Origin of the sequence: Streptomyces sp. CB02923, from assembly GCF_001905005.1 — a bacterium.
GTDB lineage: Bacteria > Actinomycetota > Actinomycetes > Streptomycetales > Streptomycetaceae > Streptomyces.
Genome location: NZ_LWKZ01000023.1, coordinates 369,113 through 387,302 on the forward strand (window position 1 = coordinate 369,113; position 18,190 = coordinate 387,302).

Consider the following 18,190-nt stretch of genomic DNA (forward strand, 5'->3'; position numbering starts at 1 on the left):
CCCGCGCCCGGCCGTGTGATCGGTCGGTGGGCCTGCGCCTGAAGTCCCGACCGGTACGGCCCGGTGACACCATTGATCCAGACCAATAAGGACGTTCTGGTATCAACTATAACTTTACCGTCACTTGGTGTTATAGGAACTCTGTTTACACCAGCCTCTGAGGCAACAGGCGGCGGTCGTGGACCGGTTGACGGGTCGGCGGCCTGCCGCGTTCGCGAGGCAAGGCGAGAGACAGGAAACGAGAACATGGCGAAGAACCGCACCCTGCGGTACGGAGGGCGCGCGCTGGTGCTCGCGGCGACCGCCGCGGGCCTGGCCGCGGCGATGACCGCGCCCGCCGCGGCGGCCGACGGGCCGGACCGCAAGCAGCTCATAGCCGACTGCGCCTCCGGCGAGGGCAAGTGCACCTTCAACGAGCCGGTGCTCGGCACGGCGTACCTGGGCGGCTTCCGGCAGGTGTCCAACTCGCTCTACAACTGCACCACGTCGGCCGCCACCCAGTCGATGGGCTGGTCGGACACGGTGGGCTCCACCGATTCGGCGGGGGTGTCCGTCACCGCGGGCGGGAAGATCGCGGGCATCATCGACCTGAGCGTCACCGCGACGTACAACCACACCTGGTCGAGCTCGCACACCGAGAACAGCTCGCTGAACATGACGGTCCAGCCCGGCGAGGTGGGCTGGATCTCGCGCGCCCAGGTGATGCAGACCGTCTCGGGCACCTGGCAGACCCACTACGACAGCCCCAAGTGGGGGCACTACTACTGGTTCGTCCCGGACACCGTCACCGGCCCCGCCGCCAACGGTACGGACGGTGTCAGCAGCGCGGTGGTGGTCAAGACCCGGAAGATGACGGCCTCCGAGAAGGCGTCGTGCTCCACCGGCGCGCACCAGGGGCGGACCTTCCAGCTGAAGCGCTGAGGGGCGGCCGCACACGGGGGGCGCGTAGCCGAAACCGCTGAGAGCGGTTGACCGTACGGCACCGTGTTCCGCGCCGCGTCCAAGCACCGTGTTCCGCGCCGCGTCCGAGCACCGCGTCCGGCCGTGGACGCGGTGCTCTGCACGTGCGCCCGCGCGCGTCAGCCGCTGCCGCCGTCGACGCGCAGCCGTACCAGCTCGTCCAGGCGTTCCAGGCTGCGGTCCAGCTCGTCGTTGACCGTGTCGGCGCCCGGGTCGTGCTGCTCGTCGAAGAAGGACAGGTGGACCGTCACCTCGCTGACGCCGCTGTCGATGCCGGAGACCTGGAGCCAGCCGGCGTAGCTGCCGTCGTCCCTGGTGCCCCACTCCAGCCGCATCTGGTCCCGCCGGGCGCGGAAGAGCCCGGCCTCGTCCTCGCCCGTGCGGTCCTCGTGCACGGTCACGGCCGGCAGTTCCTCCGCCTCCACGTGCAGCCCCTGCGGCAGCCAGCTGCCGAGTTGCCCCACGATGCTCGCCTGATCGAACACGTGCTCGGGGAGTGCGGGCATCGTGCGGGAACGCTCGTATTCGCTCATGCCAAACCCATCCTCGTCGGAAGCCTTCCGTGCCCTCTCCGTAACCGTCTGCCCGCGCGCGGCGCCCCGAGGCCCACAACCACCCGTTCGCTGTGCCCGGGTCCGCCCTTCAGCCTCACCGGGGCCGGGCGGGTCCGGCGGCGGGTCCGACAGCGGTGACGACAGCGATGACGGCGGCAACAGGCAAAGGAGGTGTCCGCCCCGGGAAAGACAGGGCGGCCGTCGCCGGGTTGACTTCCGGCCGTCCCCACACGACCGGACGGAAAGCGGAGCACACCATGCCGGAACAGGCGGCCGACGAGTTCTGGAAGAACCTCCGGCCCATCGAGAACTCCTTCAAACCGGACGCCCTGCCCGAGGTCCACATCCCGGGCGCGGCCACCGACGACGACCGCTACTACGCCCCCTTCACCGAGACCGTGGGCTCGCGCCCCCTGTGGATCAACGTCAAGGACAACTCCTGGTCCGACATCCTGCGCGCCGACGAAGCGGGCCTGGTCAACCGGCACTACCACCCGCACGAGGTGTTCGCCTACACCATTTCGGGCAAGTGGGGCTACCTGGAGCGGCCCTGGACCGCGACCGCCGGTGACTTCGTGTACGAGGCACCGGGCGAGGGCCACACCCTGGTCGCGTACGAGAGCGACGAGCCGATGAAGACGCTGTTCATCGTGAAGGGACCGCTCATCTGGCTGGACGAGCACGGCGAGCCCACCGGCTACTTCGACGTCCACGACTACATCGCGATGTGCCGCGCCCACTACGAGCGGGTCGGCATCGGCGCCGCCTACGTGGACGGGCTGTTCCGCTGAGCGGGCGCGGCCGGCCCGTACCCGCGTCCGGAGCCGTGTCCGGCGCTGCGTCCGGAGCCGTGCCCGGGGACGGCCTCCCGGAGTAGGCTGCGCCTCCCGGCAGGGCGGCCCGGCCGAAGGGCGAGTCCGTCCGGCCGGGCCAACGGCAGCGGACGCACGCGCACGGCAAGGAGGCGGAATTGCCCGGACACCCCGCCCCCGGACCACACCCCGCCCCCGGACACCCCGCCCCCGGCTACTCCCGCATGTCGACCCGGTCCGTCGACCCGGCTGACCGCGTGGACCTGTGGGAGGACTACAACCGGCAGGCCCTGGTCGGCCTGCGCTGCTCCCCGTACTCCGAGGACGGCCTGCTGGCCACGCAGACCAACACCGGGCTCGGCAGTCTGCGGCTCGCCGACATCGCGGGCAACGAGCACGTCATCGAACGCAGCCCGCAGACGTGCCGGACGTCCCCCAAGGACTCGGTCTTCGCGACGCTGCTGGTCTCCGGCCAGGCGGTGTTCCTGCACAGCGGCGGCTGCTTCACCCTCGGCGCCGGCGATCTGGTCCTGTACGACACCCGCCGCTCGTACCTCCTCGGATTCCCCACCGCGATGCGCCAGCTGCTGGTGGACATCCCCCGCGCGGTGTTCGCCGAGCGGTGCCTGCCCGGCGGGGTGCCCGCGCCGCTGGTCTTCAGCCGCGGCACGACGGCCGAGGCGCCGCTCCTGAGCCGCCTCGAAGCCGTCCTGTCCGGCCGGTTCGTCCGGTCCGGCCGGCCGGACCCCGGCGACGCCGCGGCGGCCGAGCGCACCGTACTGGACCTGGTGCACTGCCTGGCCGTACGCCGCGGTCCGGACGGCGCGGACCGCGGCGTACGGCTGCTGCTCGCCGAGGAACACATCGACCGGCACCTGTCCGACCCCCGGCTGTGCGCCGCCCACGTGGCGGACGCGCTCGGCATCTCCACACGCCAGCTGAGCCGCGACTTCCGGCAGGCCGGGCTGAGCCCGTCCCGCCACATCCTGGAACGCCGTCTGGCGCGGGCCCGGCAGCAGCTGGCCGACCCCGCGTCCGCCTGGCTGACGGTCGCGGACATCGCCCACCGCTGGGGCTTCGCCAGCCAGCCGCACTTCACCCGGGTCTTCCGCGAACACTTCGGCCGGACACCGGGCGAGGTCCGACCTGCCCGCCCTGCCCGCCGCGCCCGGGGCGACGGGCAGGAAGAAGCCCTCCGCGCGGACAGCTGACCGCGCGGAGGGCGCCGGGCCGGGAGCGGCCGGGGTCAGTCCTCGGACAGGGGGACGCTGAAGACGGCGCGGCCGTTCAGCTCGGGGCGGGGGCGTACGTACTTGCGGTACGGGGATTCGTTGGAGACCCAGAGCTGCTCGGTGGCGGGCCAGTACGAGAGGTTCTCGGCGGCCGCCGGGATACGGCTCCACACGCGCACCGGACCGCCGGAGTCACCCCGGTACAGACAGTAGGGCTCGCCGAACACCCGGCGGGCGTCCGGGCACATCGCGGTGAAGTAGAACCGTTCGTCCTGCTGGACGACGCCCTGCGGACCGGCCAGCGGGACGCGGTACCCGGCAGCGGCCCGCACCAGGCCGCGGTCGTCGCTGCGCAGGAGGTGGGACGTCGGGCTCAGCGGCCACCGCACCACGCGGGAACTCGGCGAGCTGGTCTCGACGGTGACCAGCGACGGCGCGAACGCCGACCCGTGGTCGATGGAGGCGCCGCTGAAGCACGGCGTCTCGCCCGGCCTGCTCCCGCACCCGTTGCGGCCGGTGAAGGTGTACTGGCCGACCTGCGGCAGCGCGGCCGACTGCCAGTTGGCGCTCACCGCGCCGCGGCGCGTCCCCACCCGCTCCGAGGACGTGGTGGTGGCCCACAGGTGCCGTACGTCGAACACGCGCAGCCGCTCGCTGCTGTACAGGAACAGGTAGGGGCCGTACCAGGAGAGGGTGTCGCCGTGCCCCTTCAGGGCGGTGAACCCGCCGCCCCTGCCCTGCGGGGCGACGAGCAGGGCACTGCGGTACCGGGGGCGTCCGCGGTCGGTGACGTCCGTGAAGGACACCTTCATGTAGTGGTCGACCTGTTTGGCGCCGCGCCAGGGGCGGTTGTTGCCGCTGCGCGGGGCGCTGGGGTGGGCGTAGCTGGACGCCCAGCTCGCGGCGACGATGCTGCGCCCCTGCCAGTGGCCCGAGCGCGGCTCGGCCTCACCGGATCCGGTCAGCCCCTGCGGAACGTAGTCCCAGCCCAGGTCGTCCGACGACCCGCGCTGCCAGCAGAACCCGTCCGCGCCGCGCAGCGGCACCTTGGTCGGGCAGCCCGACAGGTGCACCGCCGCGCGGGAGCGGGTGTTCAGCCAGGACGTGAGGGCCACCGGGCGCAGCTGGCGGTGGCGCCGTTCGAGGGCGAGGACGCGCCCGCGGTCGGAGCCGTCGTAACGGAGCTGGAAGCCCTGGTGGCCGATGGGGGTGATGACCCCCTTGGACCTGCCGCCGGGCATGGCACCCTGTGGGAGCTGCTCGTGGCGGAAGGCCCGCTGCTCACCCTCGTGGGAGTAGCGCGAGGAGTCCGCGGCGGCCGGCGGCGGCTCCTGGGACGTCGCCGCCGGAGCGCCGACCGTGAGGACGGCCGCCAGCGACCCCATGGCGGCCACCAGGGCTGTACACCGAGAAAACTTCAATTCTACCAGCCACTCTTTCCGCAATTCCGTCCCCGGACCGCGCGCACGGCGGGTGCGAAGGCACGGCGCAGTGCAAGTACGGGGCGGGGGGAGGTGGTTGCAGCATCACGGGGCGGCCCGAATGGCAGCTCCCTGATCACGGCAGAAAGGATTCCACTGATAGGCCGCATTGGTGGAGTACGTCAGCGTCAACAGGCACGTACTTCACCCGGACGAGCTATAAGAGGCAGGGAAAACGCTGGTATTGAAATGTGTTCGTCGGATAAGAGGATGAGCATTTCATGGGTATTGATACGCGCATGCGGGGCGTTGATGCCGCCCCGCATGCGTCCCACCGCTGCTACCCGGCCGCTCCGGCGCCCGCCGCGCACGCGGGGTGACCCCACCCGTCCGGGTTCTTCGCGATCGTCTCGCCCTTGCCGTACGACTGCCCGCAGCGGCACTGGCCGGGGAACCGCGCCTTGACCGACCCCCGGGGCCGGGAGCTGTTGCCCGGCCGCGCGGACGGGACCCGGGAGGCTCCCGGCTGCCGCGCCCGCCCGCCGGACGCGGCACCGGCGGGCTCCGGCGCGGGGAGCGCGGAGCCCAGGGCGCTGCCGATGGCCTGCTGGGTGCGCGCGGTCTCGCTGGCCGCGCCGTCCGCCGCCGCGTTCAGCGGGTCGCCGTCTACCTGGTGGGCCGGTACGTACACGAACTCCACCGCCCGCCCGGTGAGCAGCTCGTCGATCCCGACGATCAGGTCACGGTTGGCCACCGGCTTGCCCGCCGCGGTCTTCCAGCCCTTCTTCCGCCAGCCCGGCAGCCAGGTGGTGACCGCCTTCATCGCGTACTGCGAGTCCATCCGCACCTGGAGCGGCGCGGCGGGGTCGGTGGCCGCCAACAGCTCCCGCAGTGCGGTCAGTTCCGCCACGTTGTTGGTCGCGGTCCCCAGCGGGCCGGCCTCCCAACGCTCCACCGTGCCCGCGGCGTCCGCGATGACCCATGCCCAGGCCGCGGGCCCGGGGTTCCCTTTCGACGCCCCGTCGCACGCGGCTGTGATCTGTTCTGCCATCCCTCGATACTGCCAGCTCCGGCGACCCGCGCCGACCACGGGCCCGCCGGGCGCCAGGGGACCCGCCAGTCTCCCGGAGCCCCACCAGTCTCCCGGAGTCCTGCCAGGCCCCCGAGCCCCGGCGGGCACGGCACGCGGCCGGTCGCCGCGTCCGCCCGCCGGGGCCGTACCGCCTCAGCAGGTCAGCAGGTCAGCAGGTGGGACGCTGGGCGTGGGCCGGGTCGAGCGCGTTCAGGACGAGGCGGGTCGCCGTCCGGTCGTAGGTGATGTTGATGTGGGCGGTGATGTTGAGGAGGCAGTGGCTCTGGAGCGTCTCGTTGGTGACGTTGCGGGCCGACGGCAGGAAGGCCGAGGTGTACGGGGTCACGACCTCGTCGTACCAGGTGGAGATCACGGTGTAGTCGACGGCCGGATCGGTCTCGCCGCCCGCGTTCAGCTCCTTCAGGAAGCGCGAGCCGACGATCTGCTGCTCGCAGGAGGGACAGGCCGCTCCGACGACGACGTCGGCGCCGGGAACGAGCCGGGCCAGCAGGCCGAGGCCGATGAGCGAGGTGCCGTGGTTGGAGGGCACGAGGGCGACGAGCCGGCCGACCTTCGCCGCTCCGCCGAGGTTCTTGATGTAGTACCGCGGCATCATGCCGCCCTGCGAGTGCCCGACGATGTCGACCTTCGCCGCCCCGGTCGCCGCCCGCACCCGGTCGACGAACGCGGCGAGCTGCCCCGCCGACGCGGCGATGTCGCCGGTGCCCAGCACGGGGCCCTTGGTCCCGCCGTAGTTGAGGGCGAAGACGCAGTAACCGGCGTTCTTGAGCTCGGGGGAGAGGGCGGCCCAGTTGGCGTACCGGTTCTCGAAGGTGCCGTGGGCGAGGACGATCGGGCGGGGGTGCGCCGGGCCCGGCTTGCACGACCAGTCGTTGGCGCCGGGGGGCAGGGCGGTCGGCTGGGTCACGGAGTAGAGGAAGGCGGACAGGAAGTTGCCCTGCGGGGGGCCGACGGGGTCGGTGGCGGTGGACGCACCCGAGGCGGCGCCCGCGGATGTCGCCCGGACGGCCCCTGCCCGGACAGGCGGTGCTTGGACGGATGCTGTCTGGACGGACGCTGCCTGGGCCGCCGGTGCCTGGGCAGTCGATACCGCGGTCGCGGACGCGGTGGTGGACGCGGTCCGTGCCGTAGCCGGTGCCGCGGCCGCTCCGGCCAGCACCAGGCCGGCCGCCACCGCGAGTCCGGTCAGTGCGGTGACCGGCCGTCGCCGGCGTCTTGCGCGCATGGTCCCGTTGCTGCGCATCAGTTGCTCTCCTCATGCCGTGGTTCGGTACGGGCGCCACAAGGGCGGACGTCACGGCACCGGACCGGCGTCCGGGCCCGCGTGCTGCGGGGAGGTGTCCGGGGAGCTACCGGCGCGTAACGTCGGGACCACGCTCGCGCCGTACGGCCGGTTGCGCCAGAGGGCGTCGAGCGGGAAGGGGAAAGGTGTCACCTCCGTGACACTTCCGTGGGCCGCCGGGTCAGCCGCCGCAGCGCCGGAGAGCGGGCACGAGGAGCGGACACGAGGAGTGGGTACGGACCTGCCGCCGCCCGCACGAGGCTGGACCGGCGGGGCAGGAAGGGGGCACGATCCCGGCCCGGGGACATGCGTGTCCCGTTGCCCACGGCCCGGAGGAGGCCCGCGATGCACGACCCGCCTGGTGAGACGTTCGCGCGCGGCCCCTGGCGCGAACTTCCGGAGTCCTTCGGAGCGTTGCTCCGCCCCCGGATCGACACCATCGCGTCGGCCATGGTCGAGGTCATCCGCGAGGAGGTGCCCGCCTACCGGCGCCCGCTCGACTCCTCCATGGGCCGGGACCTGGTCGACTCGGTGTGCCGCGCGATGCGCCAGTTCGCGGAGCTGACGGAGGCTCCGGAGAGCGCGCAGGACCACCACGTACGGCACTTCCGCCACCTGGGGCGCGTCGAGTTCCTCAACGGGCGCACCACGGACGGGCTCCAGGCCGCCTTCCGCGTCGGCGCGCGGGTGGGCAGCCGCCGCTACGCGGAGATCGCCCGTACGGCCGCACTGCCCACCGAGATCGTCCTGCCGCTGCACGAAGCCGTACTGACGCACATCAACGCCCTGTCCAACGAGGCGGTCAAGGGCTTCGTCACCGCCCAGGCCCGCGCGGAGGGCGAGGTGCAGCGCGGCCGCCGGGCCCTGGCCCAGGCGCTGCTGGAACAGCCGCGCGGCACGCCCCGCGAACCGCTCGAAGCCCTCGCGGCACGGGCCCGCTGGCCGCTGCCCGCCCAGGTCGCCTGTCTCGTCGTACGCGGTGCGGCGGGCAGCCGCTTCACCGCGCCGGTGCCGGACGCCCTAGTACTGCCGCGCGGCGCGGACCTGGTGGTGATCCTCCCGGATCCGGCCGGCGGCGGACCGGCCGGGATCGAGGACGTACGCGGTGCGGTCCGCGGCCGCACCGCCGCACTCGGTCCGGCGGTCGCGCCGCACGACGCCTGGGTGTCCCTCGTCTGCGTACGGCTCGCGCTGAACCACCACCGGGACACCGGCGCGCCGGACGGCGACCTCCTGGTCGTCGGCGACCGGCTGGCCGATGTCCACCTGCTCGGCGGCGCGCACATCGGGCGCCTGCTGGGGGACCGGACGCTCGGCGTACTCGACGGGCTGCCCGCGGGCCGGGCGGCACGGCTGGCGGAGACGCTCGACGCGCTCCTCATGTCCTGGGGCCGCACCGCCCCCGAGGTCGCCCAGGCCCTCGGCATCCACCCGCAGACCGCACGCAAACGCCTGCGGCAACTGGACACGCTCTTCGACGGCCGGCTGGCCGACCCCGGATTCCGCTTCGGGGCACTGCTGGCGCTGCGTACGCGTGCCCTGCGGCGGTGAGCGGCCGGTGTCCGCCCGTACGGCCCGGCGCTCACTCCTTCAGCGGGTCGTGGCCGATGTCCATCAGGCCGCGGCGCCAGTCCGCGCCGCCGGCCGTCGGGTCCGTGCCCTCCGGCCGCTGGGCGCCGACGACCTCGACGACACGGCGCATGGCCTCGGCGTCCTTCTCGGTGAGGTCGGTACGGCGCTTGCCCAGGATCTCCAGCACCTGCCGTCCGAGGGGCCGCCCGGCCCGGTCCGGGACCTCTTCGCTGTCCTCGCCCGCGGCCTCGACGTTCAGCCACTCCCGCAGCTCACGTGAGGTCATGTTGACGGCCTTGTGGAACTCGTCCCACAGCCCGTCGCCGACCTGCGCTGTCATGGACGCCTCCTGGAGATCGTTGCGAACGTACGCACACTGGGTGTCCAGCGGCCCGGCCGGACAAACCCGGCGATCGACCGTTCCGGTACGCCGGGGACGGCCCCGGGCGGCGCGGGTACGGGCCGCCGCTCCCGGCGGGCTCACACCGTGCCCGCCCCACCCGCCCCACCGGCCCCGCGCAGCCCCGCCAGAACCGGCCGGTGGTCGCTGCCGTGGTGGTCCGGAAGCACGGTCGAGTCCGTGGCCCGCAGGCCGCGTACCAGGACGTGGTCGATACGCACGAGCGGAAACGCCGCGGGCCAGGAGAAGCCCGGCCCCCGCCCGGCCTCGCGCTGGGCGGAGGCCAGCTGCCGGGTCAGCGGCGCCAGGCCCCGGTCGCGCAGGCTGCCGTTGAGGTCGCCGAGCAGGACGACGCGCGAGGTCGGGTCGTCGCCCACCCGGCGGGCCAGCTCGGCCGCGCTGCGGTCCCGCGCCTCTATGGTGAAGCCCTCGCGGGCACGGACCCGTACGGACGGCAGGCGCACGGCGTAGAAGGCGGTGTCGCCGCCCGGCGTGCGGACGAGGGCCCGTATCGCGTGCGGCCAGGCGCCGCCCAGGTCCAGGTCGGCCACCTCGCTCACCGGATAACGGGACCACAGGCCGAGGGTGTTCGCCGTCGCGTGGTGCGGGTACGCCGAGCCGAGTGCCCGTTCGTACGCGGGCATGGCGGAGGCGGGGACCTTCTCCAGCGCCACCACGTCGGCGCCCGTGCCGGTCACCTGCCGGGCGACATCGGCGGGGGACGTGCGGTCGCCGCCGACGTTGTACGTCAGGACGTGGAAGTCGGCCCGTGCGTCACCCCCTCCCGGGAGGTAGCCCGGCAGGAACACGACGGCCCACACCACCGCGGGCACCAGCGCGGCGGCCACCCCCACCACGGAACGGCGCAGCGCCGCCCACCCGAGCAGGACCGGGACCGCGGCGCCGAACCAGGGCAGCGCGGTCTCGGCCAGACTGCCCAGGTGGCCCGGGGTGTTGGGCAGCAGGCCCGGGTAGGCCAGCAGCACGGCGAGGAGCAGGGACGGTACGGCGATACGGAGGCCGGGCCGCCGCAAGCCCGTGGCGGCGGCCCGGCCCGGCCCTCCCCGACGGCTCACCGGCGCCTTCCGTCCGAACGGCGCGCCAGGCAGCGCCCGCCCGCCACGGCGAACGCCACACAGGTGCAGCCGGCCCCCAGGAGCCCCGCGCAGATCAGCCGGGTGGCGGCAGGCGGGGACAGGGCGACGGCGGTCACCACCACTGCCGGGAGGACGGCCACGAGAAGAAGGACGCGAATGCCCTCCGCCACACTCGTGGCGCTTTTGGGCCTGTCCGGCACGGCCTCACGCGGGGACGGCGCGCCGGTGCGGGGGCTCGGTACGGCCCGGCGCGGGTCCGGCAGGGCCTTGCGCGGGCCCGGTACGGTCTTGCGCGGATCCATGGTGCTCCTCCTCAGGGAGTGCGCGGTGTTCACGGGTGACAGCTCCCCTCGCCCGCGCGCCTAGGCGGCGTTCGAAGGGCGGTGCTCGGCGGGAAGCAGCAGGACGCGGTCGTCGGCGTCGTACTCGTACAGCTCGGCGTACCGGCCCCAGGTGACCGCGGTGGCCAGCTGCCGGCGCGCGGCGTGCTCGGGGATGTGACCGCAGAGCCGGCCGATCAGATACGGCTCGCGCAGCCGGCCGCTGCCGGAGGCCAGCAGGAGCGTGCGGATGGTGGCGATGAGCGGGACGTTGGCGAGCGCGGCAGCGGCGAAGAGGTGCTTGCGGGGGAGGATGTCGGCGCGCGCGAAGCCGCGGCCGGTGACCGTGAGGTTCAGCCGGTTGGCGGCGACCTTCGCGTAGCCGAGCAGCTGGACCGCCTCGACCAGGGGCATCAGGTCGTCCACCGCGTAGGACAGCGCGTCGGCCAGCGCCGCCAGGTCCATCGAGCCGCCGCGGGTGTCCAGGAACTCCAGCAGACCGGTCAGGGACTCCACGGCGGCGTCCGGCAGCGGTCCGGCGGCCCGCAGCGGGTCCTGTCCGGCCGGGCCGGGCACGGCGGCGGTGCGCCGGCCGGTCAGTGCTTCGTACGCGTCCTCGACCAGCGCCTCGAAGCCGTCGTCGCGACGGTCGCGGGGCCGCGGCAGAGCGACGCGCAGGTCGGCCTTGACACGGCCGGGGCCGGTGCCGAGCACCAGGATCCGGTCGGCGAGCTGGACGGCCTCCTCGATGGAGTGGGTGACCAGCAGGGCGGTGCGGGTGGGGGAGTCGGGGTGGGCGAGCAGTTCCAGCAGCTCGTTGCGGAGGGTCTGCGCGGTCAGGACGTCCAGCGCGGAGAACGGCTCGTCCATCAGCAGGACGTCCGGCTCGACGACGAGGGCGCGGGCGAAGCCGACCCGCTGCCGCATCCCGCCGGACAGCTCCTTGGGGTAGGCGTTCTCGAAGCCGTCCAGGCCGACCATGTCGATGGCGCTCAGGGCCCGGCCACGCCGTTCGACGGCGTGCACGCCCCGGGCCTGGAGGCCGAGTTCGACGTTCTGCTGGACCGTCAGCCACGGCATCAGGGCGAAGGACTGGAACAGCATCGCGGCACCGGGGTTCGGGCCGGTGACCGGCTTCCCGCGGTAGTGGACGGTGCCGCCGGACGGCGCCAGCAGACCGGCGACGTGGCGCAGCAGCGTCGACTTGCCCGATCCCGACTTGCCGAGCAGGGCGATGACCTGCCCCTCGTACAGGTCGAAGGAGACGTCGTCGAGGACCGGCAGGACGCCGCCGTCGGGGGCGGGGAAGTCCTTGCAGAGGTTGCGGACGCTGAGGACGGAGGTGTTCATGATGATGCTCCGAGGTGGTGGGATTTTCGGCGGCTTCACGGCTTCACGGCTTCACGGCTTTGCGGATTTGTGGCTTGGCGCCTTGACAGCCCGGCGGCCGGGCGCCGTGGCACTCCGGTGCCGCTGCCGGTGCCGGTACCGCTGCCGGGCTGCCGCTACAGGGCGCAGCGCTTCATCGCGAAGCGGTACAGCCGTCGCCAGAACAGCCGGTTGATGACGACGACGTAGACGCTCATCAGGACGGCGCCGAGGAAGTTGCGGGCGAAGTCGCCGTCGGCGGTCGCCTGCTGGATGTACGCGCCGATGCCGACCGCGGTGAGCGTGGTGGTGCCGTAACTGACGGTCTCCGCCTGGATCGAGGCGTTCCAGGCGCCGCCCGACGCGGTCAGCGCTCCGGTGACGTACGAGGGGAAGACGGCCGGCAGGATCAGCTTCCTCCAGCGCAGCCACCCGCGCAGCCCCAGGTCGGCGGCGGCCTCGCGCAGGTCGCCGGGGATGGCGCCGGCCCCCGCGATGACGTTGAACAGCACGTACCACTGGGCGCCGAGCGCCATCAGGGCGATGCAGCCCCAGTTCAGCGAGATGCCGGAAACGCCCAGCACGATGACCGCGAGCGGGAAGACGAAGTTGGTCGGGAAGGAGGCCAGTACCTGCACGACCGGCTGGGCGATCCGGTTGACCTTCGGGTTCATCCCGATCCACGCGCCGATGGGCACCCACACCACGGTCGAGAAGGCGACCAGCAGCAGCACCCGGCCGTAGGTGATCAGTGCCAGCAGGGCGTCGTGGCCGATCTCGGGCAGCGGCACGTGCGCCAGGATGTAGGAGAACGCCTGCCACATGATCGCCGCGACGGCCACCGTGTAGAGCACGGTGAAGACGATGTCGGCCTGCCTGCGGCGGGCGGCGTCGTGGTGCAGCCGTCCGCCGCCGGTGCCCAGCACCCGCATGGCACGGTCGAGCCGCTCACCGGCCGGGCGCAGGCCGCGCGCCAGGCGGCCGGGCAGTGTGGAGCGGCGCAGCAGCTGGAGGAACCAGCTGCGCGGCTGCTCGGCGATCTCGCACTCCTCGGTGCGGAACCGCTCGGCCCATGCCGTCAGCGGGCGCCAGAAGAAGAAGTTGACCGACACCACCGTCACGATCATGACGACGACGGCCAGGCCGACCCGGGCGCCGTCCCCGTCGCCCAGCGCCTGGGCCACGTACGACCCCATGCCCGGCAGGGCGTTGTCCCGGTTGTTGACGCTGATCGTCTCGGAGGCGCTGAGCGCGAACCAGGCGGCACCGAAGCTGATCATGCCGTTCCAGACCTGGGCGATCATGCCGCTGGGCACGTCCAGCTTCCAGAACCGCTGCCAGCGGGTGAGCCCCATCAGCCGGGCCGCCTCGTCCAGCTCCCCGGGCTGGGTGGTCAGCGACTGGTAGAAGGCCAGCGCCATGTTCCACACCAGCGCGGTGAAGACGGCGAAGACCGCGGCGCACTCCAGGCCCAGCGTGGAGTGCGGGAACAGGGCGACGAAGCCGGTGACGGTGATGCCGAGGAAGGTCAGGACCGGTACGGACTGCAGGATGTCGATCGCCGGGACGATCACCTTGGCGGCCCGCCGGGACCGGGCGGCCCACGTACCGAACACGAAGGTGAAGAGCACCGCGGGCACCAGCCCGGCGAACATCCGCAGCACGGAACGCGCCGCGTAGTACGGCAGCAGGCCGGGATCGGTGGAGACGGCCGGTGGATTTCCGGGGTGGTAAGGCTGGTCGGTGGTGGCTGCCACGCGGACCACAAGATAGAGGAGTGCGACGAAACCGCAGAGAATGAGGATGTCCACGGGACGCATTCGGGCAGCGCGTATCGCGCCGCCGGACGGGAACTGGCGGAGTTTCGACATGGAAGGACCCGAAAGAATTCGTGCGGGCGGGCCGGTGCGGCGGCAAAGCGGCCACCGCACGGGCGCACGGCCCGGCAGAACGGACGCCGCGGGCCGTACGGCCCGGTCAGCGGGGACAGCGGGGTCGGCGGCGAGCGCGACTGGGAGGATCGCCGTACAGCACAACGACCACCTCCTCGAATTCTTCGGTACAGGGATGCGGCGGCCTCCGGCGGCCGGTACCGAAAAGAATGATGGCACGTAATGTGCGGCGCGGTCAAAGATCTCCGGGCGTTTTCCGGAACCTGAATGACTCTTCAGAATTCGTGCCGATCGAAGGCCCCGAGGAGTGCGGTGACGGGAAATTCGAATTTCCTGAAGGCGCTTTCAGAATTACCCTGCTCAGGTGCCGCTTTCCCGGGGCCCGTACCGGTACGGGCCCCGGGGCGCCGGTGCGCTCCGGGGTGATGGGACAATGGCGGTGATGATTAAGGAAGACCACCGCAGCGAGAACCAGACCGACCCGGCCGTCCCCGAGGACGACGAGGCGGCCACCGTACGGCGGCAGGCCCGGCTGACCCTGGCCGGCCAGGCCCGCGACGCCGACGAGCTGAAGATGCTCCTGGAGATGCTGGGCCTGCACCCCTCCCAGGAGGGCGAGAGCTGAGCCGTCCGCGGACGGTCCCGCGACGCGACGGCCCCGCCCGGGTAGGTCACCCGGGCGGGGCCGTCGCGCCGTCGGCGCGGCGCTTCGGGGGTCAGCGCCCCTGGAGCGCCTTGACGTTGTTGCCGAACGACCAGGCCTTCGAGCCGTCCCAGTTCAGCGACCAGGTCATCAGGCCCTTCAGCCCGCCCCGGTAGGTGTTCCAGGCCTGGCCCACCAGGCCCGGGGACATGTATCCGCCGCCCGCTCCCGGCTGCGCCGGAAGGCCGGGGACCTGCTTGTCGTAGGGCACCTTGATGGTCGTGCCCTGGATGACCAGCCCCTTGTTCAGGCAGTCCGTCTGCTTCGTGAAGCCCTGGACGGTGCCGGCGGAGTACGCGTCGCCGGAGCAGCCGTACATGCTCCCGTTGTAGTACTGCATGTTGAGCCACCAGAGGCGGCCGTTGTCCGCGTACTTCTTCACGATCGGCAGGTACGCGCCCCAGATCGAGCCGTACGTCACACTGCCCCCGGTGACGTACGCGGTTTCCGGCGCCATCGTCAGGCCGAAGTTCGACGGCATCTTGGCGAGCACGCCGTCGATGATGCGGATCAGGTTGGACTGTGAGGCCGACAGTGTGTTGATGTTGCCGCTGCCGGTGAGGCCGGTCTCGATGTCGATGTCGATGCCGTCGAAGTTGTACTTCTTCAGGATCGGCACGACCGTCTCGACGAACCGGTCGGCGACCTTGGCGGAGCTGAGGTCGATGCCCGCCGCCGCGCCGCCGATGGACATCAGGATCGTCTGGCCCGCCGCCTTGGCCTCGCACATCTCGGCCGGTGTCGCGACCTTCACGGTCGCGTCCATGCCGTCCTCCCACAGGACCGTGCCGTCCGAGCGGATGACGGGAAAGGCGGCGTTGAGCACGTTGTAGCCGTGCGCGCCGATACGGGAGTCGGTGATCGGGGTCCAGCCGAACGGCGGGTGGACCCCGTTGGCCGCGCCGTCCCAGTTCTCCCAGTAGCCCTGGAGCACCTTGCCCGCGGGCTTGGACTTGACCGGACAGGTGGTCTCCTGGGGAGCGGCGCCCGGCGCCGCGGCGGTCAGCAGCGAGACGGCGCAGGCCGAGGCCAGGCCGATTCCGAGCAGGCGGGACGCCCGACCGAACATGATGTGCTCCTTTCCGGCCGTGGCCGGCGGTGACTGAGGAGGGGGACCGGTGGAGCGTGGTGACGGTGACGCGCGGATGGGACGGCGTGCGGGGGAGTGATGCGCGGTGCTGGTGGTGCGCGGGGGGTGGATGTTGCACTGCGCGTGGTGTTGCCCGAACCGTAGGGTGACCCGCAAGGGCCGTCAATAGGTCTGGACCAACTCGGTACGGGGGTGGACGCGCCCTGCGTACGCCGCCGCGGACGGCGGCTCAGGGGTTCTGCTCAACGCGGACCCCGCGGACGGACCGCCGACGGTTCCGGCGGGCCGCCGACCGGCTCCTGACGGGACGTCGGCAGGTCACGTGCCCGGCGCACCGGTGACAGGAGCAGGATGACCGCGGCGAGCGGAATGCCCGCGGTCGTGATCCACATGGCCGCGCGCAGGCCGAGTACGGTGCCGAGCGTGCCCCCGAGCAGCGCGCCGAGCGGGATCGTGCCGTAGCCGAGGAAGGTCGTACCGGCGGTGACGCGGCCGAGGATGTGCGGCGGGCAGTAACGCTGCTGGAAGCCTGCCTTGATCACGTTTCCGGCCACCACGCCCGCGGAGACGCAGCAGCCGCCGACGATGAAGAACACGACCCCCGCGCCGTCGGTGGTCAGCGGCATCAGCAGCGCGAACAGCGCCAGACCGAACTCGAACAGCAGCGTCGCACGGGCCGTCCCCACCCGGGCGGCGATCCGGCGGGCGACGAAGGCACCGGCCACACCCCCGGCGCCGGTCGCCGCGACCAGGCCGCCGACCATCGCGGGCGACAGGCCGACGGTGCGGACGAGGAAGATCACCTGGATCGACTGGTACCCCATCAGGCCCAGGTTGGAGGCGGCGCCGAACAGCGTCAGCGCACGCAGCCAGGGATCACCGGCGATCAGCCGCAGCCCCTCGCCGACCTCACCGGCGAGCGCCCCGGGCCGCCGCTCCGCCCGGCGGACACGGGGCTCGCGGTGCCGGATGCCGGCCAGGCACAACAGCGCGACGAGGAAGGTCGCGGCCTGCGCGAACATCCCGTTCACCGCACCCGCGGCCTGCGCGATCAGGCCGCCGGAACCCTGCCCGGCAACCTGCGCGGCGGACGCGCTGCCGTGCAGCTTGGCGTTGCCCTCGGCCTGGTCGCCCGGGTCCAGGATGCTCGGCAGATAGGCGCTGTAGGCGGTCTGGAAGAACACCGTCGCCGTCCCCGTCAACAGGGCGACGGCCAGCAGCAGGCCCGTACTCAGCCAACCGCACCACGCGGCGACCGGCACACCGGCGAACAGTACGCAGGAGACCGCCGCGGCGGCCATCATGACGGGCCTGCGCCGCAGCCGGTCCACCCAGGCGCCGACCGGAAGGCCGAGCAGCAGCCACGGCAGCCAGGCGGCAGCGCTCAGCAGCCCCACCTCGAACGTCCCGGCGTGCAGGGTCGACACGGCGACGAGCGGCATGGCCACTCCGGTCACCGAGGCGCCGAACTTGCCGGCGGTCTCGCCGCACCACAGCAGACGGAAGTCGCGGTGGCGCCGCAGCAGCCCGCCCCGCCGCTCCGCGGTCCGGCTCACGCGTCGCCCCGCTCTCTGCGCGGGAAGGACTGGAGCTGTACGACGACGGGGAGCGCGTCCGGCGCGGCGGCGGCCTCCGGAGCAGGGGTGTGGCGGGCGATCACCTCGAACAACTCGGCGTTCAGAGACTTGAGCTGAGCGGGTGTCAGGCGCAGGTCGTGCCAGTCGGCGACGGTGCCGGCCTGCCGCCAGGTCTCGTCCCAGTCCTCGTTGGCGTAGTCCGTGACCCGGTTGAAGTACTGCTGCACCAGTTCGTGCAGATAGACCGAGAGGGCGCCCCGGCTGTCGGGATCGTCGCGGAAGTCGGCGGTGTTCAGGTCGTTGGTGACGCCGACCCGTTTCCACCAGCGCTCGCGCTTGGTGCCGCGCCCGGTTTCCTCCTCGATGAAGCCGTGCTCGGCGAGGTGGCGCAGGTGCCAGCTGACGGTGCCGGTGTTCTCCCCGAGGCGTTCGGAGAGCCGGGCGGAGGTGGCCGGACCGTCGAGGGTGAGCAGTTCGAAGATGCGCATCCGCAGTGGATGGGCCAGCCCGCGCAGGCTGCGGGCGTCCAGGCGGCGGGCGGGGCGCTCGTGTGCGGGGCGGTCGGGGGAGGGGTGTTCGGGCTGGTCGGGCATGGCGGCAGCCTAGGGTGCAGAGAGTTCTCTGCATAGGGGTTGCAGAGAACTCTCTGCAAGTTGCCCGGCGGCTTACGCGCACAACAAAAAGCCCCGGTCCGTATTGACGGCCGGGGTATTTCTCTGCGTATATTGGGCGTTTACATGTCTTGGTAATTAATCATCGCATGCCTCGCCACTACAGCACACAATATCCGAGCGGAGTCGAATTGTCAAACGAGGAA

At 72.3% G+C, this 18,190-nt stretch carries 17 protein-coding genes; 5 read left to right on the plus strand and 12 right to left on the minus strand.

Features of this window, described 5'->3' with window-relative positions; genetic code table 11:
* Positions 1 to 246: 246 nt before the first annotated feature.
* Positions 247 to 921: a hypothetical protein gene (locus tag A6A06_RS20165; protein ID WP_073762676.1), complete on the plus strand. Its 675-nt coding sequence runs from the start codon at positions 247 to 249 to the stop codon at positions 919 to 921.
* Positions 922 to 1,079: 158 nt separating this feature from the next.
* Here A6A06_RS20165 and A6A06_RS20170 read toward each other — a convergent pair whose 3' ends face one another.
* Positions 1,080 to 1,493 carry a hypothetical protein gene (locus A6A06_RS20170; protein WP_073762677.1) on the minus strand — a complete coding sequence of 138 codons (414 nt, stop codon included), beginning with the start codon at positions 1,491 to 1,493 and terminating at the stop codon, positions 1,080 to 1,082.
* A 278-nt stretch (positions 1,494 to 1,771) separates the two neighbouring features.
* Between A6A06_RS20170 and A6A06_RS20175 the strand changes: the two genes are divergently transcribed.
* Entirely contained in the window at positions 1,772 to 2,305 is a 534-nt protein-coding gene (locus tag A6A06_RS20175) for a 2,4'-dihydroxyacetophenone dioxygenase family protein (RefSeq protein ID WP_073762678.1), read from the plus strand.
* A 179-nt stretch (positions 2,306 to 2,484) separates the two neighbouring features.
* The gene (locus tag A6A06_RS20180; RefSeq protein WP_242440841.1) at positions 2,485 to 3,537 is read left to right on the plus strand and encodes a helix-turn-helix domain-containing protein; all 1,053 of its coding nucleotides are present in this window, start codon (positions 2,485 to 2,487) and stop codon (positions 3,535 to 3,537) included.
* A gap of 35 nt (positions 3,538 to 3,572) precedes the next feature.
* On the opposite strand, the gene A6A06_RS20185 is transcribed toward A6A06_RS20180, so the two are convergent.
* From A6A06_RS20185 to A6A06_RS20195, 3 genes are all read right to left on the minus strand, one after another.
* Positions 3,573 to 4,952, minus strand: a complete 1,380-nt coding sequence (locus tag A6A06_RS20185; protein ID WP_199931012.1) for a hypothetical protein — start codon at positions 4,950 to 4,952, stop codon at positions 3,573 to 3,575.
* A 367-nt stretch (positions 4,953 to 5,319) separates the two neighbouring features.
* Positions 5,320 to 6,030, minus strand: coding sequence for a ribonuclease H family protein (locus tag A6A06_RS20190; protein ID WP_073762681.1), 711 nt, complete (start codon positions 6,028 to 6,030; stop codon positions 5,320 to 5,322).
* A gap of 190 nt (positions 6,031 to 6,220) precedes the next feature.
* A complete protein-coding gene (locus A6A06_RS20195) occupies positions 6,221 to 7,315 on the minus strand; it encodes an esterase/lipase family protein (protein WP_073762682.1) in 1,095 nt (364 codons plus the stop codon).
* Between the two features lie 384 nt (positions 7,316 to 7,699).
* Here A6A06_RS20195 and A6A06_RS20200 point away from each other — a divergent pair, with 384 nt between their 5' ends.
* Positions 7,700 to 8,905: a helix-turn-helix domain-containing protein gene (locus tag A6A06_RS20200; RefSeq protein ID WP_073762683.1), complete on the plus strand. Its 1,206-nt coding sequence runs from the start codon at positions 7,700 to 7,702 to the stop codon at positions 8,903 to 8,905.
* A gap of 31 nt (positions 8,906 to 8,936) precedes the next feature.
* Here the strand turns inward: A6A06_RS20200 and A6A06_RS20205 are convergent, their stop codons facing one another.
* From A6A06_RS20205 to A6A06_RS20225, 5 genes are all read right to left on the minus strand, one after another.
* Positions 8,937 to 9,266 carry a DUF3140 domain-containing protein gene (locus A6A06_RS20205; protein WP_073762684.1) on the minus strand — a complete coding sequence of 110 codons (330 nt, stop codon included), beginning with the start codon at positions 9,264 to 9,266 and terminating at the stop codon, positions 8,937 to 8,939.
* 140 nt (positions 9,267 to 9,406) lie between these two features.
* Positions 9,407 to 10,402 (minus strand): endonuclease/exonuclease/phosphatase family protein, encoded by a 996-nt coding sequence (locus A6A06_RS20210; RefSeq protein ID WP_199931013.1) that lies wholly within the window; start codon positions 10,400 to 10,402, stop codon positions 9,407 to 9,409.
* Positions 10,399 to 10,725 carry a hypothetical protein gene (locus A6A06_RS20215; protein ID WP_073762686.1) on the minus strand — a complete coding sequence of 109 codons (327 nt, stop codon included), beginning with the start codon at positions 10,723 to 10,725 and terminating at the stop codon, positions 10,399 to 10,401. Before A6A06_RS20215 ends, A6A06_RS20210 begins: the two co-directional genes overlap by 4 nt.
* 60 nt (positions 10,726 to 10,785) lie before the next feature.
* Entirely contained in the window at positions 10,786 to 12,093 is a 1,308-nt protein-coding gene (locus A6A06_RS20220; RefSeq protein ID WP_073762687.1) for an ABC transporter ATP-binding protein, read from the minus strand.
* Positions 12,094 to 12,248: 155 nt separating this feature from the next.
* The gene (locus A6A06_RS20225; RefSeq protein ID WP_242440842.1) at positions 12,249 to 13,868 is read right to left on the minus strand and encodes an ABC transporter permease; all 1,620 of its coding nucleotides are present in this window, start codon (positions 13,866 to 13,868) and stop codon (positions 12,249 to 12,251) included.
* 577 nt (positions 13,869 to 14,445) lie between these two features.
* Between A6A06_RS20225 and A6A06_RS20230 the strand changes: the two genes are divergently transcribed.
* On the plus strand, positions 14,446 to 14,628 hold the full coding sequence (locus tag A6A06_RS20230; protein ID WP_199931014.1) for a hypothetical protein: 183 nt from the start codon (positions 14,446 to 14,448) through the stop codon (positions 14,626 to 14,628).
* Between the two features lie 91 nt (positions 14,629 to 14,719).
* Here the strand turns inward: A6A06_RS20230 and A6A06_RS20235 are convergent, their stop codons facing one another.
* From A6A06_RS20235 to A6A06_RS20245, 3 genes are all read right to left on the minus strand, one after another.
* Positions 14,720 to 15,775 (minus strand): chitinase, encoded by a 1,056-nt coding sequence (locus tag A6A06_RS20235; protein WP_073762690.1) that lies wholly within the window; start codon positions 15,773 to 15,775, stop codon positions 14,720 to 14,722.
* A 263-nt stretch (positions 15,776 to 16,038) separates the two neighbouring features.
* Positions 16,039 to 17,352, minus strand: a complete 1,314-nt coding sequence (locus A6A06_RS20240) for an MFS transporter (RefSeq protein WP_073762691.1) — start codon at positions 17,350 to 17,352, stop codon at positions 16,039 to 16,041.
* Positions 17,349 to 17,966, minus strand: coding sequence for an ArsR/SmtB family transcription factor (locus A6A06_RS20245; protein ID WP_073762692.1), 618 nt, complete (start codon positions 17,964 to 17,966; stop codon positions 17,349 to 17,351). Before A6A06_RS20245 ends, A6A06_RS20240 begins: the two co-directional genes overlap by 4 nt.
* Between the last annotated feature and the right edge of the window lie 224 nt (positions 17,967 to 18,190).

Bases quoted from the DNA above. Each gene is read 5' to 3' on its own strand.
- A6A06_RS20170 (WP_073762677.1), bottom strand. From the start codon at position 1,493: ATGAGCGAATACGAGCGTTCCCGCACGATGCCCGCACTCCCCGAGCAC.
- A6A06_RS20220 (WP_073762687.1), bottom strand. From the start codon at position 12,093: ATGAACACCTCCGTCCTCAGCGTCCGCAACCTCTGCAAGGACTTCCCC.
- A6A06_RS20245 (WP_073762692.1), bottom strand. From the start codon at position 17,966: ATGCCCGACCAGCCCGAACACCCCTCCCCCGACCGCCCCGCACACGAG.
- A6A06_RS20205 (WP_073762684.1), bottom strand. From the start codon at position 9,266: ATGACAGCGCAGGTCGGCGACGGGCTGTGGGACGAGTTCCACAAGGCC.
- A6A06_RS20175 (WP_073762678.1), top strand. From the start codon at position 1,772: ATGCCGGAACAGGCGGCCGACGAGTTCTGGAAGAACCTCCGGCCCATC.
- A6A06_RS20235 (WP_073762690.1), bottom strand. From the start codon at position 15,775: ATGTTCGGTCGGGCGTCCCGCCTGCTCGGAATCGGCCTGGCCTCGGCC.
- A6A06_RS20230 (WP_199931014.1), top strand. From the start codon at position 14,446: ATGATTAAGGAAGACCACCGCAGCGAGAACCAGACCGACCCGGCCGTC.
- A6A06_RS20195 (WP_073762682.1), bottom strand. From the start codon at position 7,315: ATGCGCAGCAACGGGACCATGCGCGCAAGACGCCGGCGACGGCCGGTC.
- A6A06_RS20190 (WP_073762681.1), bottom strand. From the start codon at position 6,030: ATGGCAGAACAGATCACAGCCGCGTGCGACGGGGCGTCGAAAGGGAAC.
- A6A06_RS20200 (WP_073762683.1), top strand. From the start codon at position 7,700: ATGCACGACCCGCCTGGTGAGACGTTCGCGCGCGGCCCCTGGCGCGAA.
- A6A06_RS20165 (WP_073762676.1), top strand. From the start codon at position 247: ATGGCGAAGAACCGCACCCTGCGGTACGGAGGGCGCGCGCTGGTGCTC.
- A6A06_RS20215 (WP_073762686.1), bottom strand. From the start codon at position 10,725: ATGGATCCGCGCAAGACCGTACCGGGCCCGCGCAAGGCCCTGCCGGAC.